General features: G+C 74.2%; 16 protein-coding genes. 8 read left to right on the forward strand and 8 right to left on the reverse strand.

The window, feature by feature from the left end; genetic code table 11:
* Positions 1-184 precede the first annotated feature (184 nt).
* The 4 genes from WDV06_RS13320 to WDV06_RS13335 all read right to left on the reverse strand — a co-directional run bounded on the left by WDV06_RS13320 (position 185) and on the right by WDV06_RS13335 (position 6,351).
* Complete coding sequence (locus tag WDV06_RS13320) at positions 185-1,621, reverse strand: amino acid permease (RefSeq protein ID WP_395509908.1); 1,437 nt, start codon at positions 1,619-1,621, stop codon at positions 185-187.
* 220 nt (positions 1,622-1,841) lie between these two features.
* Positions 1,842-3,392 (reverse strand): APC family permease, encoded by a 1,551-nt coding sequence (locus WDV06_RS13325; protein ID WP_395509909.1) that lies wholly within the window; start codon positions 3,390-3,392, stop codon positions 1,842-1,844.
* Between the two features lie 84 nt (positions 3,393-3,476).
* The gene (locus WDV06_RS13330) at positions 3,477-4,421 is read right to left on the reverse strand and encodes a hypothetical protein (RefSeq protein ID WP_395509910.1); all 945 of its coding nucleotides are present in this window, start codon (positions 4,419-4,421) and stop codon (positions 3,477-3,479) included.
* A gap of 274 nt (positions 4,422-4,695) precedes the next feature.
* Positions 4,696-6,351: an FAD-binding dehydrogenase gene (locus WDV06_RS13335; protein WP_395509911.1), complete on the reverse strand. Its 1,656-nt coding sequence runs from the start codon at positions 6,349-6,351 to the stop codon at positions 4,696-4,698.
* Positions 6,352-6,435: 84 nt separating this feature from the next.
* Between WDV06_RS13335 and WDV06_RS13340 the strand changes: the two genes are divergently transcribed.
* The 6 genes from WDV06_RS13340 to WDV06_RS13365 all read left to right on the forward strand — a co-directional run bounded on the left by WDV06_RS13340 (position 6,436) and on the right by WDV06_RS13365 (position 11,350).
* The gene (locus WDV06_RS13340) at positions 6,436-7,002 is read left to right on the forward strand and encodes an NUDIX hydrolase (protein WP_395509912.1); all 567 of its coding nucleotides are present in this window, start codon (positions 6,436-6,438) and stop codon (positions 7,000-7,002) included.
* Positions 6,999-7,397, forward strand: a complete 399-nt coding sequence (locus WDV06_RS13345; protein ID WP_395509913.1) for a YidH family protein — start codon at positions 6,999-7,001, stop codon at positions 7,395-7,397. The genes WDV06_RS13340 and WDV06_RS13345 overlap by 4 nt, the downstream gene beginning before the upstream one ends.
* Positions 7,394-7,714, forward strand: coding sequence for a DUF202 domain-containing protein (locus WDV06_RS13350; protein WP_395509914.1), 321 nt, complete (start codon positions 7,394-7,396; stop codon positions 7,712-7,714). Before WDV06_RS13345 ends, WDV06_RS13350 begins: the two co-directional genes overlap by 4 nt.
* Positions 7,715-8,067: 353 nt before the next feature.
* The gene (locus tag WDV06_RS13355) at positions 8,068-8,976 is read left to right on the forward strand and encodes an MBL fold metallo-hydrolase (protein ID WP_395509915.1); all 909 of its coding nucleotides are present in this window, start codon (positions 8,068-8,070) and stop codon (positions 8,974-8,976) included.
* A 121-nt stretch (positions 8,977-9,097) separates the two neighbouring features.
* Positions 9,098-10,123: a phosphotransferase family protein gene (locus tag WDV06_RS13360; protein WP_395509916.1), complete on the forward strand. Its 1,026-nt coding sequence runs from the start codon at positions 9,098-9,100 to the stop codon at positions 10,121-10,123.
* 12 nt (positions 10,124-10,135) lie between these two features.
* Positions 10,136-11,350: an acyl-CoA dehydrogenase family protein gene (locus WDV06_RS13365; protein ID WP_395509917.1), complete on the forward strand. Its 1,215-nt coding sequence runs from the start codon at positions 10,136-10,138 to the stop codon at positions 11,348-11,350.
* Positions 11,351-11,372: 22 nt separating this feature from the next.
* On the opposite strand, the gene WDV06_RS13370 is transcribed toward WDV06_RS13365, so the two are convergent.
* Positions 11,373-11,741 (reverse strand): MerR family transcriptional regulator, encoded by a 369-nt coding sequence (locus tag WDV06_RS13370; RefSeq protein ID WP_395509967.1) that lies wholly within the window; start codon positions 11,739-11,741, stop codon positions 11,373-11,375.
* Between the two features lie 63 nt (positions 11,742-11,804).
* Here WDV06_RS13370 and WDV06_RS13375 point away from each other — a divergent pair, with 63 nt between their 5' ends.
* Complete coding sequence (locus WDV06_RS13375; protein WP_395509918.1) at positions 11,805-12,947, forward strand: alkene reductase; 1,143 nt, start codon at positions 11,805-11,807, stop codon at positions 12,945-12,947.
* A gap of 3 nt (positions 12,948-12,950) precedes the next feature.
* Here the strand turns inward: WDV06_RS13375 and WDV06_RS13380 are convergent, their stop codons facing one another.
* The 3 genes from WDV06_RS13380 to WDV06_RS13390 are packed head-to-tail and all read right to left on the reverse strand — an operon-like array spanning position 12,951 to position 16,078.
* Positions 12,951-13,562, reverse strand: a complete 612-nt coding sequence (locus WDV06_RS13380; protein ID WP_395509919.1) for a TetR/AcrR family transcriptional regulator — start codon at positions 13,560-13,562, stop codon at positions 12,951-12,953.
* A gap of 36 nt (positions 13,563-13,598) precedes the next feature.
* Complete coding sequence (locus WDV06_RS13385; protein WP_395509920.1) at positions 13,599-15,308, reverse strand: class I adenylate-forming enzyme family protein; 1,710 nt, start codon at positions 15,306-15,308, stop codon at positions 13,599-13,601.
* Positions 15,305-16,078 carry an SDR family oxidoreductase gene (locus WDV06_RS13390; RefSeq protein WP_395509921.1) on the reverse strand — a complete coding sequence of 258 codons (774 nt, stop codon included), beginning with the start codon at positions 16,076-16,078 and terminating at the stop codon, positions 15,305-15,307. The genes WDV06_RS13385 and WDV06_RS13390 overlap by 4 nt, the downstream gene beginning before the upstream one ends.
* A 100-nt stretch (positions 16,079-16,178) precedes the next feature.
* Here WDV06_RS13390 and WDV06_RS13395 point away from each other — a divergent pair, with 100 nt between their 5' ends.
* Positions 16,179-17,426 carry an exo-beta-N-acetylmuramidase NamZ family protein gene (locus tag WDV06_RS13395; protein WP_395509922.1) on the forward strand — a complete coding sequence of 416 codons (1,248 nt, stop codon included), beginning with the start codon at positions 16,179-16,181 and terminating at the stop codon, positions 17,424-17,426.
* The last annotated feature ends 56 nt before the right edge of the window (positions 17,427-17,482 follow it).

The following is a 17,482-nucleotide window of genomic DNA, read 5'->3' on the forward strand; positions in this document are numbered from 1 at the left end:
GGGCGTGGGGGTTCAAGTCCCCCCTCGGACACACAGTGAGAAGGACCCCGCTCCGGCGGGGTCCTTCTTCGTTTCCCTCCCCGGCCCCCGGCCCCCGGGGCCGTTCCGGGGGCCCGGAACGGCGGAAGGGCCCCCAGGGCGGGCCGGAGCCCGTCCAGGGGGCCCCTGGGGCCCGTGGGGGTCGTCAGTCGCGCGAGGCGAGCTCGTTCACCCGGCGGCGGACCAGGAACCAGCCGCCGACCAGGGCCGCCGCGATCCCCGGCAGGATCATCACCGTGGTGCGGCCGACGCCGCCGTCGCACCACATCAGCACCAGGACGGTCACCAGGAAGACCAGGGTGACGATCTGCGTGTACGGCGCCCAGGGCAGCTTGTACGAGGGTCGCTCGACCTGCCCGTTCTGCGCCCGGCGCCAGAAGAACAGCGAACAGATCATGACCATGGCCCAGGTGCCGAGGATGCCGATGGAGGCCAGGTTGAGGACGAGCTCGAAGGCCTCGCCCGGCATCCAGTAGTTCAGGCCGACGCCGGCGACGCCGAACGCGGCGGTGAACAGGACGCCGCCGTAGGGGACCTTGCCCTTGTTCATGACGCCGGTGAACTTCGGCGCGGACCCGGACAGGGCCATCGAGCGCAGGATCCGGCCGGTGGAGTAGAGGCCGGAGTTCAGGCTGGACAGGGCGGCCGTGAGGACGACCAGGTTCATGATGCCGGCGGCGCCGGGCACGCCCAGCTTGTCGAAGACCGTGACGAACGGGCTCTGGTCGGCCGAGTACTCGGTGTACGGGAGCAGCAGCGCGAGCAGGACCACGGAGCCGACGTAGAAGAGGCCCACGCGCCACATGATCGAGTTGATCGCCTTCGGCATGATCTTCTCGGGGTTCTCGGTCTCACCGGCGGCGACGCCGCAGAGCTCGACGGAGGCGTACGCGAAGACCACGCCCTGGATGACCAGGAGCATCGGGAGCACGCCGGACGGGAAGATGCCGCCGTGGTCGGTGATGTTGGCCAGGCCCGGGGTGCTGCCGCCGATGTCGTGGCTGGTGGCGACCAGGTAGATGCCGACGATCAGGAAGATCGCCAGGGCGGCGACCTTGACCAGGGAGAACCAGAACTCCATCTCGCCGAAGTACTTCACCGAGATCAGGTTCGCGGTGAGGACCACGGCCAGGGCGATGAAGGCGAGCACCCACTGGGGGACGTCGGTGAACATCGACCAGAAGTGCGCGTAGGTCGCGGCGGCCGTGATGTCGGCCACGGTCGTGGTGGACCAGTTGAGGAAGTAGAGCCAGCCGGCGGTGTAGGCGCCCTTCTCCCCCATGAACTCGCGCGCGTACGAGACGAAGGCGCCGGAGGACGGGCGGTAGAGCACGAGCTCGCCGAGGGCCCGGACGACGAAGAAGGCGAAGACGCCGCACACCGCGTAGGCGATGGCCAGCGAGGGGCCGGCGCCGGCGAGGCGGCCGCCGGCTCCGAGGAACAGTCCGGTGCCTATCGCCCCGCCGATGGCGATCATGTTGATGTGACGGGACTTGAGGTCCTTGCTGTAACCCTCGTCACCTGCGTCGACATGGCGGGAGGACGCCTCGGCGGGGGCCTCGGTCAAGGTGCGGTCACTCATATACGACTTCGCCTTCTTGGGTCGGACAGGCAGGTCCGGGGGCCGCGCGCGGGAGAGCTGGGTGGTATCGCCCGTATCGCGGTTCCGGTGATTTTGTCGCCATAGGAGACCACGAGCCTCCGCAACCGCAAAAATCGGCCACCGGACGCGGAAGCCCCCGGCGACCGCGGGAAGGGTCTCCGGGGGCTTCGGAAGGGTGCCGATGCGGGGCTCCGGGCCCTCAGGCACCCGGTGCGGCCTCGGCGGCCTGGTCGAGGCGGAACGCCTCGTTGCCCAGGCCGATGCGGGCGTGCACCTCGGGCCGGCGGGCCCTGAGCACCAGCCCGTGGGCCAGTCCCGCGAGGGCGGCCACGCCGATGATCGCCGGCAGGACCCGGCCGAGCGCGGAGCCCTCCTCGGCGGCGACCAGGACGCCGAAGTCCTTGACGGTGTAGACGACGATGCCGACCAGGGCCAGCCCGGCGAGGCCCGCCGCGACGAGCCGCCAGACCTGGGCGCCGGCCGCGCCCCGGCGGACGAAGAAGGCGATGACGGCGAAGGAGGACGCGGCCATCAGGGCGGTCACGCCGAGGGCGCCGACGCTGCCCATCCAGGTGAACAGGTGCAGGACGGGTGCGGTCGGGTCGCCGGCCGGGGAGGAGTCGGTGAGCGCGAAGGCGAGGACGACGAGCGCGGCGACGGCGGTCTGGAGCAGGGACCCGGTGGCGGGGGCGCCGGTGCCGGGGTTGGTGCGCCCGAAGCGGGCGGGGAGCAGTCCCTCGCGGCCCATGGCGAAGGCGTAGCGGGCGACGACGTTGTGGAAGCTGAGCATGGCGGCGAACATGCCGGTGACGAAGAGCACGTGCAGGACGTCGGTGAACCCGGCGCCGAGGCGGCTCTGGGTGAGGTCGAAGAGCAGGGCGGGGCCGGCCTCGGTGGCCGCCCTGGTGATCTGGGCGGGCCCGGTGGCCACGCTGAGGGCCCAGGCGCTCAGGGCGAAGAAGAGGGCGACGAAACCGACGGCGAGGAACATCACGCGGGAGACGACGATGTGCGGCTTGCTGGTCTCCTCGGCGTAGACCGGGGACTGCTCGAAGCCGACGAAGGCGGCGATGCAGAAGCACAGGGCGGTGCCGAGGCCGGCGCCGCCGAGGGTGGCGGGGTCGAAGGCGTGCAGGGAGAGGCCCTGGGGGCCGGGCTTGCCGAGGGCGGCGAGGTCGAAGACGACGACGAGGGCGCACTCGATGAGCAGCAGGACGCCGAGGACCTTGGCGTTGAGGTCGATCTTCAGCCAGCCGAGGGCGCCGGTGGCGGCGACCGCGAGCAGGGCGGGGATCCACCAGGCGATCTCGGTGTGCAGGTAGGTGGCGAAGAGGCCGGAGATCTCGAAGCCGAGGATGCCGTAGACGCCGACCTGCATGGCGCTGTACGCGACGAGGGCGACGAGGGAGGCGGAGGCTCCGGCGGTGGGGCCGAGGCCGCGGGCTATGTAGGCGTAGAAGGCGCCGGCGTTGTGGACGTGGCGGCTCATCTCGGCGTAGCCGATGCCGAAGAGGGCCAGGACGACGCCGAGGATCACGAAGAGCAGCGGCTGGCCGACGATGCCCATGACCCCGAAGATCGTGGGCATGACACCGGCGACGACCATCAGGGGTGCGCTGGCGGCGAGTACGGAGAGCAGCAGTCCGGCGGTGCCGAGGCGGCCGGCGCGCAGGGCGCGGTCCTGGCCCTTGTAGGTGCGGATCTCGGCCTGGGGGGCGGAGGCCGTCGCAGTGGATCTGCCCGTCGGCATGGCAGGGTCCTTTCGGGCGACTGGTCGGGTCGCGGGTCGGGGAAGGGGACGGGGGTGGGGGTGGGGGTGGGGGTGGGGGCGGGGTCAGGCGGTGCCGAGCGCGGCGCTGCGCGCGGCGAGGAAGGCCTTGGTGGGGTCGCGGTCCGGGTAGGACCAGGGGGCGCGGGTGGCGTGGGCGCCGATGCGGTGGAAGAGGGCGGCCGCTTCGGCGGGGCGCCCTTCGCACAGCTTGGCGTGGGCGAGGAAGTTGAGGTCGACCCGGTTGCGGGGGTGGTCCTCGCGCTCCCACTCCAGCCACCAGTCGAAGGCCGAGCGCAGCACCTGGCGGGCGCGGCGGCCGGTCCAGTGCTCCACGGCGGCCTCGGGGGCGGTGCGGCCCTGGGCGGCGGCGAGGACGCGGTAGCGCTCGGCGTGGGCGATGACGGGGAGCACGGCGAGCGGGGAGTCCGCCGGGGACTCCTCGGCGGCCCAGGCGGCGAAGTCGTAGACCTCGTGGAGCGGGTCCCGGCCCGCCGCGGGGTCGCGTTCGGCGAGCCGGGCGACCATGAGGTGGTGGGCGTGGTGGTGCTCGCGGTGGCGGGCCCGGACCTGGTCGAAGGTGCGGCTGAACTCCTCGTCGGAGCCGAAGGCGCGGGAGAGCATGAGCAGGCCGAGCCAGGGGGTGGGGTCGGCCGGGAGCAGGGCCGCGGCGTGCCGGCAGGCCTCGTCGGCGGCCTGGGGGGTGCCCTTGCCGCGCAGGGCGGCGTGGACGGAGGCGCAGGCGAGGAGGGTCGCGGCGTCGGCGCTGTCGGGTTCGGCGAGGAGCCATTCGCGGGCCCAGGCGGTGGCGGACGGGGTCTCGGCGAGGACGGTGACGCGGTGGCCGCGGCGGTCCCAGTCGTCGCCGGTGGCCACCAGGAGGCTGCGGACCCGGGCCCACCGCCCCTGGGCGAACTGGCCGCGCACCGAGACGAGTTCGGTGTCGCAGAGGGCCGGGTCGAAGAGCTGGGCGTCCCGCTTGCGGGTGCGGCCGAGGGGCGGCGGGGACATCCGCGGGTTCCCTCCAGAGCGCGGGCGCGGGTGGACGACGTGCGGGGGTGCGGTGTGCGGGGTGCACGGGGGTGCGGTGCCGGAGCGCACGGGGCGCGGCTCCCTCATGCCGGTGGTCAGCCGGATGATCACTCACAGCAAACCGGTACGCACAGCTCCGCGTCAAGGTCCGTGCACAGGGAGTGGCCGGAATCAACTGGTGCGCGAAGGGGGTCAGTTGGGGCGGATGCGACAGGCCGGAACCGGGGCCGGCCTGCCGCGGCGATCCGGCCGTCTAGGACACGGCGGCCGCCGCGGCGCGGCCCGCGGCTCGGCCCGAGAAGAGGCAGCCGCCCAGGAACGTCCCCTCCAGCGCGCGGTAGCCGTGGACGCCCCCGCCCCCGAAGCCCGCCGCCTCCCCGGCCGCGTACACGCCCGGCAACGGCTCGCCCGAGGGGGTCAGGACGCGCGAGGACAGGTCGGTCTCCAGGCCGCCCAGGGACTTGCGGGTCAGGATCGAGAGGCGGACGGCGATCAGCGGGCCGGCCTTCGGGTCCAGGATCCGGTGCGGTGCCGCGGTGCGGATCAGCCGGTCGCCGAGGTACTTGCGCGCTCCGTGGATGGCCGTGACCTGGAGGTCCTTGGTGAAGGGGTTGGCGATCTCCCGGTCGCGGGCGGTGATCTCGCCCCGGACGGTGGCCTCGTCGAGGAGGTCCTCGCCGGTGAGTTCGTTCATCCGGCGGACCATCGCCGACAGGTCCCGTTCGACGATGAAGTCCGCGCCCCGGTCCATGAACGCCTTGACCGGTCCGGGCACGGCCTGCCGGGCGCGGACCAGCACCTCGCGGACGGAGCGGCCCGTCAGGTCCGGGTTCTGCTCGGAGCCGGAGAGGCCGAACTCCTTGCCGATGATCCGCTGGTTGAGCACGAACCAGGTGTGGTCGTGGCCGGTGCGCATGATGTGGTCGAGGGTGCCGAGCGTGTCGAAGCCGGGGAAGAGCGGGACGGGCAGCCGCCGGCCGGTGGCGTCCAGCCACAGGGAGGAGGGGCCGGGCAGGATGCGGATGCCGTGGCGGGCCCAGATGGGGTCCCAGTTCTCGATGCCCTCGGTGTAGTGCCACATCCGGTCCTTGTTGATGTGGCTGGCCCCGGCCTTCTCCGTGATGCCGAGCATCAGGCCGTCCACGTGCGCCGGGACCCCGGAGAGCAGGCGTGCGGGCGGGGTGCCGAGGCGGGCGGGCCACTGGGCCCGGACCAGGTCGTGGTTGCCGCCGATGCCGCCGCTGGTGACGATCACCGCCTGGGCGCGCAGGCTGAAGGAGCCGGTGCTCTCGCGGCTGCTGGCGGCGCCCCGTGCGGCGTCGGAGGGGGCCAGGACCTCCCCGGTGACGGTGTCCACGGCGCCGGCGGTGGAGGCGAGGCCGGTGACCCGGTGGCGGAACCGCAGGCTCACCAGGCCGCGGGCCACCCCGGCGCGGACCCGTCGTTCGAAGGGTTCGACCAGTCCGGGGCCGGTGCCCCAGGTGATGTGGAAGCGGGGGACCGAGTTGCCGTGCCCGTTGGCGTCGTAGCCGCCGCGCTCGGCCCAGCCGACGACGGGGAAGAAGCGGACGCCCTGGGCGTGCAGCCAGGGCCGCTTCTCGCCGGCGGCGAAGTCCACGTACGCCTCGGCCCAGCGGCGCGGCCAGGCGTCCTCCTCGCGGTCGAAGCCGGCGGTTCCCAGCCAGTCCTGGAGGGCCAGGGCGCGGCTGTCCCTGATCCGCATCCGGCGCTGCTCGGGCGAGTCCACGAAGAACAGCCCGCCGAAGGACCAGTGGGCCTGCCCGCCGATCGACTGCTCGGGCTCCTGGTCGAGGAGGATCACCTTCCGTCCCGCGTCGACGAGCTCGGCGGTGGCGACGAGGCCCGCGAGGCCCGCCCCGATCACGATCACGTCAGCGTCGTAGCTCATGCGTCTGCCCGTCCTCCGGTCGGTGGTGGGCAGATCCTTTGCTACGGAGCGGTAACCCGTCAACAGCGGTGGTTGGATGGACGCATGGGCGCAGCGGATGAGGTTCTGGACGTGGTGGACCGCGAGGACCGGGTCACCGGGCAGGCCCGGCGGGGCGAGGTGTACGCCCGGGGGCTGCTCCACCGGTGTGTGTTCGTGCAGGTCAGGGACGAGCTGGGGCGGGTGTTCGTCCATCGGCGGACGGCGTCGAAGCTGGTGTTCCCCGCGCACTGGGACATGTTCGTCGGCGGGGTGCTGGGCGCCGGGGAGGACTACCCGGGGGCGGCGCTGCGGGAGGCGGAGGAGGAGCTCGGGGTGAGCGGGCTGGAGCAGCCGGCGCCGCTGTTCAAGTTCCTCTACGAGGGTCCGGGCGGCTCCTGGTGGTCGTACGTGCACGAGGTGCGGTGCACCCTGCCGGTGGCCCCGCAGGAGTCGGAGGTGGACTGGCACGCCTGGCTGACGCCGGAGGAGCTGGAGCGGCGGGCGGCCGGGCGGGAGTGGGCGTGGGTGCCGGACGGGCTGGAGGCGTACCGGCGGCTGCGCGCCTTCCGGGAGGGCCGGTCCCGGCCGCCCGCGCCCCGCGCCTGGAGGGGACGTAAATTGGACAGGTGATCGACTTCGTCAAGGACGTGCGCCTCTGGTTCGCACCGCAGCGGCTGCGCGGCGAGGGCGAGACCCCGGACTACCGCTTCTCCCTGGCCAACGAGCGGACCTTCCTGGCCTGGATCCGGACCTCACTGGCGCTGGTGGGCGGCGGGTTCGCGGTGGACCAGTTCCTGCCGGACCTGCGCTGGGGGGTGCGGGTGGGGATGGCGCTGGCCCTGTTGGCGGTCGGGGCGGCCTGTGCGCTGCGGGCCGTGCACCACTGGGTGCGGTGCGAGCGGGCGATGCGGCGGGGCGAGGACCTGCCGCTGTCGCCGTTCCCCGTGCTGCTGAGCCTGGGGGTCGGGCTGGTCGCGGTGGCGATGGTGCTGGTGGTCCTGATGGGCTGGACGGCCCGGCCGTGACCCGTCCGGGGACGGCCGCCCGGGACGCCGGGCTCCAGCCCGAGCGGACCCGGCTGGCGTGGCGGCGCACCACCCTGGCCTGCTCGGTCACCGCCGTGCTGGCGCTGCGGCAGGCGCTGCGCGGGACCGGGTCGCCGCTGGAGGTGACCGGGGTCGCCGTGATCGCGCTGGTGTGGGTGGCGTTCCTGTGGGTGGCGCACCGGCGGATCCGGCTGCTCGCGGCGGCCCGGCCGGCGGGTCTGACACTCGGGGCGGCGGCCGGGGCGGCGCTGTGCACGGTGGCGCTGGCGGTGTTCGCGATGGCCGTGATCGTCTGACCCCGGCCCGCCCCTGACCCCGGCCGGGCCCGGCCCTGCCCCCGCGGGCCGGCCCTGCCGCCCTGACCCCGGCCCAACGCTGACCCCGCAGGCCGGCCCTGACCGCTGGCCCTGACCGTGGCCGGGCTCTGCCCCCCGGCCCCGTGGCCCGGACCTGACCGCCCTTGCCCTGACGCCGGCCGGGCCCCGGCCGTCCTGGCCCCGTGGCCCGGGACCCCTGGCCCCCGGCCGTGGACCCCGCCCCGCGCCCGCCCCGCCCGGTGGGCCCTCCCCGTCGAACCCCGCCCTCCGGCGGCCCGGGGGCGGCTGACAGGATGCTGACCGCCTGTCACAGCGACCCGGGGAGAGCGCCCATGACCGTCGAGAAGCCCTACGTCGTCCGGCCCGCGGCCGGGGTGCACGCCTACGTCCAGCCGGACGGTGGCTGGTGTCTGAACAACGCCGGCTGGATCAGTGACGGCACGCACACCGTGCTGGTCGACACCGCCGCCACCGAGCGCCGGGCGCTGGCCCTGCGCGACGCGGTCCTGGCCTCCGGGTCGCCGCTGCCCCGGACCGTGGTCAACACCCACCACCACGGCGACCACACCTACGGCAACGCCGCGTTCGCCCCCGCCCTGATCGTGGGCCACGACGCCGCCCGGACCGAGCAGCTGGCCGCCGGGCGCCAGCTGGAGCTGATCTGGCCCGAGACCGACTTCGGCGCCCTGGAGATCACCGCGCCCGACCTCACGTACGGCGACCGCCTGACGCTGCACGTCGGGGCGACCGAGGTGCGGGTCCTCCACCCGGGCGTGGCGCACACCAGGGGCGACTCGGTGGTGTGGCTGCCCGGGCAGCGGGTGGTGTTCACCGGTGACCTGGTCTTCGCCGGGGGCACCCCGTTCCTGGCGATGGGCTCGCTGGCCGGTTCGCTGCGGGCACTGGAGCTGCTGCGCTCGCTGGACGCGGAGACCGTCGTACCGGGCCACGGGCCGCTGACCGACCCGTCGGCGTACGAGTCCACCGAGCGCTACCTGCGGTACGTGGCGGAGTTGGCGCGGGAGGGCCGGGAGAAGGGGCTGACCCCGCTGGAGACCGCACGCCGGGCCGACCTCGGCGAGTTCGCGGCCTGGCGGGAGAGCGAGCGGCTGGTGGCGAACCTGCACCGGGCGTACGCCGAGCTGGCCGGGGAGCCGGAGGGGGCGCCGCTGGACATCATGGCCGTGCTGCGGGACATGACGGTGATGAACGGCGGCACGCCGATCCTGTGCCACGCGTGAGGCGCTGAGGCGGCGGGCCGGAAGGGCTTCTTTCGGCCCGCCCCCTGGACGGCATACCGACTGGTCGGCATGATGGCTCGGGACACCTGTCGTCGACCCGACTTCCTACGGAGGCGCGCCCATGACCCCAGCCGACCCCCGAGGCCTCGATCTGGAGCGGCTGCGCGCCCACCTCGACGCCGCGCTCCCCGGCCTCGTGGCCGGACCGCTGACCGGACGGCTGATCGAGGGGGGCCGGTCCAACCTCACGTACGCGGTCACCGACGGCCGCGGCCGCTGGGTGGTGCGCCGGCCGCCGCTCGGGCACGTCCTGGCCACCGCTCACGACATGCGGCGCGAGCACCGGGTGATCGCCGCCCTGCACGGGACGGCCGTGCCGGTGCCGGAGGCGCTGCTGCTGTGCGAGGACGAGGAGGTGCTGGGGGCGCCGTTCTACGTGATGGAGCACGTGGACGGGGTGCCCTACCGGACGGCGGAGCAGCTCGCGGGCATCGGCCCCGAGCGCACCCGCCGGGCGGTGCTCGGCCTGGTGGACACCCTGGTGGACCTGCACGCCGTGGACCCGCAGGCGGTGGGCCTCGGGGACTTCGGCCGGCCCGAGGGCTTCCTGGACCGGCAGCTGCGCCGGTGGGGCAAGCAGCTCGCGGCCTCGCGCGGCCGGGAGCTCGCCGGGATCGACGAACTGCACGGCGCGCTGGGCCGGGCGCTGCCCGACTCCCCCGCGCCGGCCGTGGTGCACGGGGACTTCCGGCTGGACAACGTGCTGATCGGCGGGCCGGACGACACGATCCGGGCCGTGCTGGACTGGGAGATGTCCACGCTGGGCGATCCGCTGACGGACCTCGGGCTGCTGGTGATGTACAGCTCGGACCTGGGCCTGGAGGACTCCCCCGTCAGTACGACGAGCCGCGCGCCGGGGCACCCGGAGCCCGCCGAGCTGATCGAGCGGTACGCCTCCCGCTCGGGCCGGGACACCGGGGCGATCGCCTGGTACACGGCCTTCGCCTGGTTCAAGCTCGCGGTGATCCTCGAAGGCATCCACTACCGCTACACGCTCGGTCAGACGGTGGGCGCGGGCTTCGACCGGATCGGCGAGCTGGTGCCGGTCTTCATCGCACACGGTCTGACCACCCTTCAGGAAGGCTGAGGAGCCCCGCAGATGGACTTCGCATTCGACACCCGGACCGAGGAACTCCGCGGGCGGCTGCTCGCGTTCATGGAGGAGTGCGTCCACCCGGCGGAAGCCGTCGCCGCCGAGCAGCGCGCGCGGCTGGCCTCGCCCTGGGACACCCCGGCCGTCTTCGGCGAGCTGAAGGCCGAGGCGCGCCGCCGGGGCCTGTGGAACCTCTTCCTCCCTGACGCGGAGTACGGGGCCGGGCTGACCAACCTGCAGTACGCCCCGCTCGCGGAGATCACCGGCCGCAGCCCGCACCTGGCGCCGATGGCCACCAACTGCGCGGCCCCGGACACCGGGAACATGGAACTGCTGGCCCAGTTCGGGAACGAGCGGCAGAAGAAGCAGTGGCTGGAGCCCCTGCTGGCGGGGGAGATCCGCTCCGCCTTCGCGATGACCGAGCCCGAGGTGGCCTCCTCGGACGCGACGAACATCGAGACCAGGATCGAGCGGGACGGCGACGCGTACGTGGTCACCGGGCGCAAGTGGTACATCTCCGGGGCGATGAACCCGGACTGCAAGGTCTTCATCGTGATGGGCAAGACCGACCCGGACGGCGCCGATCCGCGCCGCCAGCAGTCGATGCTCCTGGTGCCCCGCGACACCCCCGGCGTGGAGGTGCGCCGGGCGATGACGGTGTACGGGTACGCCGACCACGACCACGGCGGACACGCCGAGGTGGTCTTCGACGGGGCCCGGGTGCCGGTGGAGAACCTGGTCGGCGAGGAGGGTTCCGGCTTCGCCATCGCCCAGGCCCGCCTGGGCCCGGGCCGGATCCACCACTGCATGCGGCTGATCGGGATGGCGGAGCGGGCCGTCGAGCTGATGTGCCGGCGCGCGCTGGACCGTACGGCCTTCGGGAAGGAGCTCGCCGCCCAGGGGGTCGTGCAGAACTGGATCGCGGACGCCCGGGTCACCATCGAGCAGCTGCGGCTGCTGGTGCTGAAGACGGCCTGGCTGATGGACACGGTCGGCAACCGGGGCGCGCACACCGAGATCCAGGCCATCAAGATCGCCACCCCGCGCGCGGTGGTGGGGATCCTGGACCAGGCGGTGCAGCTGCACGGCGCGGGCGGGGTCAGCCAGGACTTCCCGCTGGCCGAGCTGTGGGCGGCGGCGCGCACCCTGCGGCTGGCGGACGGCCCGGACGAGGTCCACCAGCGCTCCCTGGCCCGCCGCGAACTGAAGCGCCACGGCTAGGGCGGTGTCTTCGGGACCGGGATCAGGGGGCGACGCGGCCGGAGGCCGTCTCGATGACCTCGTCCAGCACCTCGCGGGAGCGGACGAGGTCGTCGATCATCCGGTCGATCCGGTCCCGTTCGGTGACCAGCTCGGTTACGAGGGCGGGAGTGGCCCGGACCGACGGGCCGCCGTCCTCGTCCCGCATGCAGGGCAGGATCTGCGCGATCTTGGCGCTGTGCAGCCCCGCGGCGTAGAGCTCCTGGACGCGGATGACCCGGTCGACGGCCCGCTCGGGGTATTCCCGGTGGCCGCCGGGCGTCCGGTCGGAGACGAGCAGGCCCTGCTGCTCGTAGTAGCGCAGGGAGCGCTCGCTCACCCCGGTGCGCGCCGCCAGTTCGCCGATCCGCATGGTCACCCCGTCCGCCCTTGAGCTCTTGAACCTGACACCGGTGTCAGGTTCTACGGTACCGGCATGACGCAGACACGACAGACCCCCGCAGCCGGATCCCGTCTCTTCTCCCCCACTCGCCTGGGCCCGCTCGACCTGCCCAACCGCCTGGTGATGGCCCCGCTGACGCGCAACCGCGCCGGGGCCGACGGGGTGCCCGGGGAGGCGATGGCCGCCCACTACGCGCAGCGCGCCTCGGCCGGGCTGATCATCGCCGAGGGCACCACGCCGAACGCCGTCGGCCAGACCTACCCACGCATCCCCGGCATCCACACCCCTGAGCAGACCGCCGGGTGGCGGCGGGTCACCGACGCCGTGCGCGCCGCCGGCGGGCGGATGTTCCTCCAGCTCCAGCACGGCGGCCGGATCGGCCACCCGGACACCAGCGGCCGGATACCGCTCGCCCCGTCGGCCGTAGCGCTGCCGGAGCCGCTGCACACCGCCGCCGGACTCAAGGACTCCGTCACGCCCCGCGCGATGACGCAGGAGGACATCCGGTCCACCATCGCCGACTTCGCCTCCGCCGCCCGCAGCGCGGTGGAGGCGGGGTTCGCCGGGGTGGAGGTGCACGCGGCCAACGGCATGCTGGTCCACCAGTTCCTCGCCCGCAACACCAACCTCCGCACCGACGCGTGGGGCGGGACGGTGGAGGGGCGGATCAGGTTCGCCGTCGAGGTGGTCCGGGCGGTCGCGGAGGCGGTCGGCCCCGAGCGGACCGGCGTACGGATCTCCCCCGGGACGAACGTCAACGGCATCGAGGAGGGCGACACCGGTGAGCTCTACCCGGCCCTCCTCGCGGCCCTGGCGGAGTGGGACCCGGCCTACCTGCACCTCGTGCACGCCGACCCCGACGGGCCCGCCTTCGCCGGATTCCGCAGGGCCTGGCCGGGCACGCTGATCGCCAACCCGAAGCTCACCCGCGAGGAGGCCGCCGCCGACGCGGGCGCGGCGCGGGCCGAGCGGCTGCTGGCCGAGGGCGCCGACGTCATCGCCCTCGGGCGGGGGTTCATCGCCAACCCCGACCTCGTGGAACGCCTGCGCACGGGCGCACCGCTGAACGAGTTCCGTCCCGGGTTCCTGATGCACGTGCACGGCACGGAGGGCTACAACGACTACCCGGCGCTGCCCGAGGTGGCTCTCGTCCAGGGGCCAGGGGCCAGGGGCTAGGGGCTAGGGGCGCAGGGAGCGGAGCAGCAGGTCGGCGAGGTGGTCGGCCACCTGCTGGGGGGTGAGCGGTCCCTCGGCCCGGTACCAGGTGGAGAGGTGGTGCACCGAGCCGAAGTAGTAGTCCACCACCAGGTCGGCAGGGGTGGCCGTGGCGAACACCCCGGCGGCCATCCCCTCCTCGACGAGCGCGCGGAACCGCTCGTGGTAGCGGCGGCGTTCGGCGCGGACCTGCTTGTACTTCTCCGGGCTCAGCTGGTGCATCGACCGGAAGAAGATCATCGCGTCGTCGAGGTTCTCGATGGTGGTGACGACGACGTCGGCGGCCGCGGCCCGCAGCCGCTCCTCGACGGGGGCCCCGGAGCCGGCCACCGCGTCGAGCCGCTGCTGCTGGAGGCGGAGCATCCGCGCGTACACCTCGTGCAGCAGGTCGTCCTTGGAGCCGAAGTAGTGGTAGAGCGCGCCCTTGGTGACCCCGGCCGCCTCGACGATCTCCTGGACGGAGGTGCGGTCGTAACCGCGCTCGGCGAACAGCCGGGTGGCGACGGCCAGCAGCCGCTGCGGCACCGGGGTGTCGCGGTCGCCGGCCTCGGGTCCGGCGGTGTTCCTGGCGGCCATGGTGCTCGCCTTCCTCTCCTGATCCTCCGACTGTTTTCAGCCGCGCTCGCGCAGTTCTCGTCGCAGGATCTTGCCACTGGTGGTCTGCGGAAGAACAGGCAGGACCTCCACCTGGCGCGGGTACTTGTAGGCGGCGAGGCGCTCGGCGCAGTACGCCACGAGGGCGGACGGCTCGGCGTGGGCGCCCGGGCGGAGGCTGACGTACGCCTTGACGGTCTCCCCGCGGTAGGGGTCGGGGACGCCGACGACGGCCGCCTCCCGTACGGCGGGGTGGGTGTAGAGGACGTCCTCGACCTCGCGCGGCCAGACCTTGAAGCCGGAGGCGATGATCAGGTCCTTCTTGCGGTCGACGACGTAGAGCCAGCCGTCGGCGTCCATGAACCCGACGTCGCCGGTGCGCAGTTCGCCGTCCGGGAAGGTCCGCGCGGTGGCGTCGGGCAGCCCCCAGTAGCCCGGGACGACCTGCGGGCCGCGGACAGCTATCTCACCGGTCTGCCCGAGCGGGACCTCGGCGCCGCGCTCGTCGATGATCCGTACGAGGGTCTGCGCGCCCGGGACCCCGACGGAGAGGGTTCCGCTGCCGGGGTCGACGGGGGCTTCGCGGTGCGCGGGGACGGAGGCGCAGGGGGCGGTGCACTCGGTGAGGCCGTAGCCGTTGCGCAGGTGGACCCCGAAATCGGCGCGGAGGCGGGCGACGAGGGCGGGCGGGAGCGGGGCGCCGCCGGAGGAGACCACCTGGAAGGAGGCGAAGTGCTCGCGGGTGGCGGCCGGGTGCGCGGCCAGGGCGGTGAAGGCGGTGGCGGGCCCGATGGTGTAGGCGGGGCGGTGCTCCAGGAAGGCGTCGAGGACGGTCCCGGCGTCGAAGCGGCGGGTGAGGAGGAGGGTGCCGGCGTTGACGAGGCAGGCGGCCAGTTCGCAGACCAGGCCGGTGATGTGGAACAGCGGGGCGAGCACGAAGTACCCGGCCCCCTCGGCGATGGGGTGCCCGGTGACCTGGCGGACGGCGTTGTAGGTGATCGCCCCGTGCGGGTTCATGGCGCCCTTGGGGGTGCCGGAGGTCCCGGAGGTGTAGCTGATGAGGGCGATGTCGTCGGAGGCGAACCGGGGATCGGGCGGCGCGGGGTGACCCTGACGGGCCACGGAGACCAGGTCGACGGGAGCGTCCGCCCCCGGGGCCGCGGCCGCAGGGACGGCCGGGGGCGGGAGGGTGCGGGGGTCGTTGCGGGTTTGGAAGTCCGTGGGGCGGGCCGTCAGGACGGTTCGGACGGCGGTTCCCCGGACGGCCTCCGCCGGACACCCGCCCCACGCCCCGTCCTCGCAGACCAGCACGACCGCCCCGGAGTCCCCCAGCACGTGCCGCGTCTCGGCGGACTTGTACATCGGGTTGACCGGCACGACCACCGCGCCCGCCTTCCACGCCCCCAGCACGGCGAGCACGAAGTGCGGGGTGTTCTGCAGCATGACCGCGACCCGGTCCCCGCGCCGCACCCCCCGTCCGGCGAGGTACCCGGCCAGCGAGTCGGAGAGGGCGTCGGCCTCGGCGTACCCGACCCGCCCGTCGAAGTACGCCAGCGCGGCCCGCTCGGGGGCCCGCGCCACGGCGGCCCGGAAGGCGTCCAGCACGCTGGCCGGCGGCGCCACCGGGGCCAGCTGGGCGGCGCTCAGCAGGCCCAGCCAGGGCCGGGCGGCGTACGGGGACCCGCCCGCCGCGGCCGGCGCCGGAGGGTCGGGGGCCGGATCTGTCACGAGGACTCCCACGTGCGCTGGAGGCGGTTCATGGCGCCCAGCCACCGCTCGGGGTCGCTCGCGCGCCCGGCGTAGTAGTCCGCCACCTCGGGGTGCGGGAGGATCAAGAACCGGCCCTTCTCCATGCCGTCGAACAGGGCGTCCGCGACCGCGTCCGGCTCGATCGCGGTCGGCGCCAGGACGAGTTCGCCCGCCGAGCCCGCGGCGGTCAGCATGTCGGTGCGCACGCCCTGCGGGCAGACGGCGTGGACCCGCACGCCCCGGTGGCGGTAGGTCAACGAGAGCCATTCCGCGAAGGCGAGGGCACCGTGCTTGGTGACACTGTACGGCGCCGCCCCGATCATCGTGAGCAGCCCGGCGGCCGAGACGGTGGACACGAAGCGCCCCTCGCCCCGCTCCAGCCACTCGGGCAGCAGGGCGCGGGCGGCGCGCACGTGGGCCATGACGTTGGTGTCCCAGGCCGCCTCCCAGACCGCCTCCTCGGCGAAGGCGTCGCCGCCCGAGGCGAGTCCGGCGTTGGCGCAGTAGACGTCCACCCGCCCGCCGAGGGCCTCGCGGGCCTCGTCCACGATCGCCGAGGCGTCGCCGGGGACGGCGACGGCGCGGGCGCCGATGGCGTCGGCCACGGCGGCGGCACGGTCGGCGTCGAGGTCGTTGACGACGACGGTGGCCCCTTCGGCGGCGAAGCGGTGGGCGAGGGCCGCGCCGATGCCGCCGCCCGCGCCGGTGACGACGACTCGCTGGTCCTGGTACGCGTTCACGGGGATCACCTTTCGCCGCTGTCTGCCGGGCCCGCAGGGCCACCGGATCCCGGCAGACTAACCAGTCGGTATGTCACGAGGGAAGGGGGCGGCGCGCCACCATGGCGGGATGACGCTCTCGCGACGCGGGCTGCTGGGACTGGCCGGGACGGCAGGGGCCGCGGGCGCCGTCGGGGCGGGACGGCCCGGCGCCCCCCGGCGCCCCGACCGGGTGCGCACCGGCTTCGAACGGCTGGCCGCCGACGGGTACGCGGAGCTCGCGGGCCAGCGGATCGGGGTGCTCACCAACCCCACCGGCATCACCGCCGACGCCCGCCACCTGGTCGACGTGCTCCACGCCGACGAACGGGTCGACCTGGTCGCGGTGTTCGGGCCCGAGCACGGCTTCCGGGGGACCGCCCAGGCGGGCGGCTCGGAGGGGGCCGGGCGGGACCCGGCGACGGGCCTGCCCGTGTACGACGCGTACGGCAAGAGCGGCCGCGAGCTCGCTGACCTGTTCACCGCGGCGGGGATCGACACCCTGGTCTTCGACGTCCAGGACGTCGGCGCGCGCTTCTACACCTACGTCTGGACCCTCTACGACTGCATGCGCGCGGCCGCGCTGTCCGGCACGGAGGTGGTGGTGCTGGACCGGCCCAACCCGGTCGGCGGGCTCCGGGCCGCCGGGCCCGTGCTGGAGCGGCCGTACGCGAGCCCGGTGGGCCGGGAGCCGATCGCGCTCGCGCACGGGATGACCGTGGCCGAGCTGGCCCTGCTGTTCGGCGGCGAGTTCCTGGGCCGCGCCGGGCCGCGCCTGCGGACCGTGCCGATGGCGGGCTGGCGGCGGGGCTCGTTCTTCGGGGAGACCGGCCTGCCGTGGGTGCCGCCGAGTCCCAACGTGCCCACCCCGGACACGGCGCTCGCGTACGCCGGCACCTGCCTGTTCGAGGGCACCACCCTGTCGGAGGGCCGGGGCACGACCACGCCCTTCGAGCTGCTCGGGGCCGAGGGCGTCGACCGGCGGTGGGCGGAGGCGGCCAACGGGCTGGGGTTGGCGGGTGTGTGGTTCCGCGAGGCGTGGTTCACGCCGTCCTTCTCCAAGCACGCGGGGAAGGTGTGCGGCGGGCTCCGGCTGATCGTGCACGACCGGGAGGCCTTCGACCCGGTGCGGGCGGGAATCGGGCTGCTGGTCACGGCGCGGCGGTCGTGGAGCGGGTTCGGCTGGCGGCCGGACCGCTGGATCGACCGGCTGACCGGGTCGGACCGGGTGCGGAGGCTGGTGGACGCGGGGGCGGGGGTGGAGGAGGTCGCGGGCGACTGGGCGGCCGGGCTGGCGCGCTTCGCGGCGGTCCGGGAGCGGTACCTGCTCTATCCCTGACCCGCGGCGGAGCCGTGCGCGAACGTGCTGTCGCGGGTCTGGCCGTCGCGGCCCCG

The sequence above is a fragment of the Streptomyces racemochromogenes genome (genome assembly GCF_044129415.1).
Taxonomy (GTDB): Bacteria; Actinomycetota; Actinomycetes; order Streptomycetales; family Streptomycetaceae; genus Streptomyces; species Streptomyces racemochromogenes_A.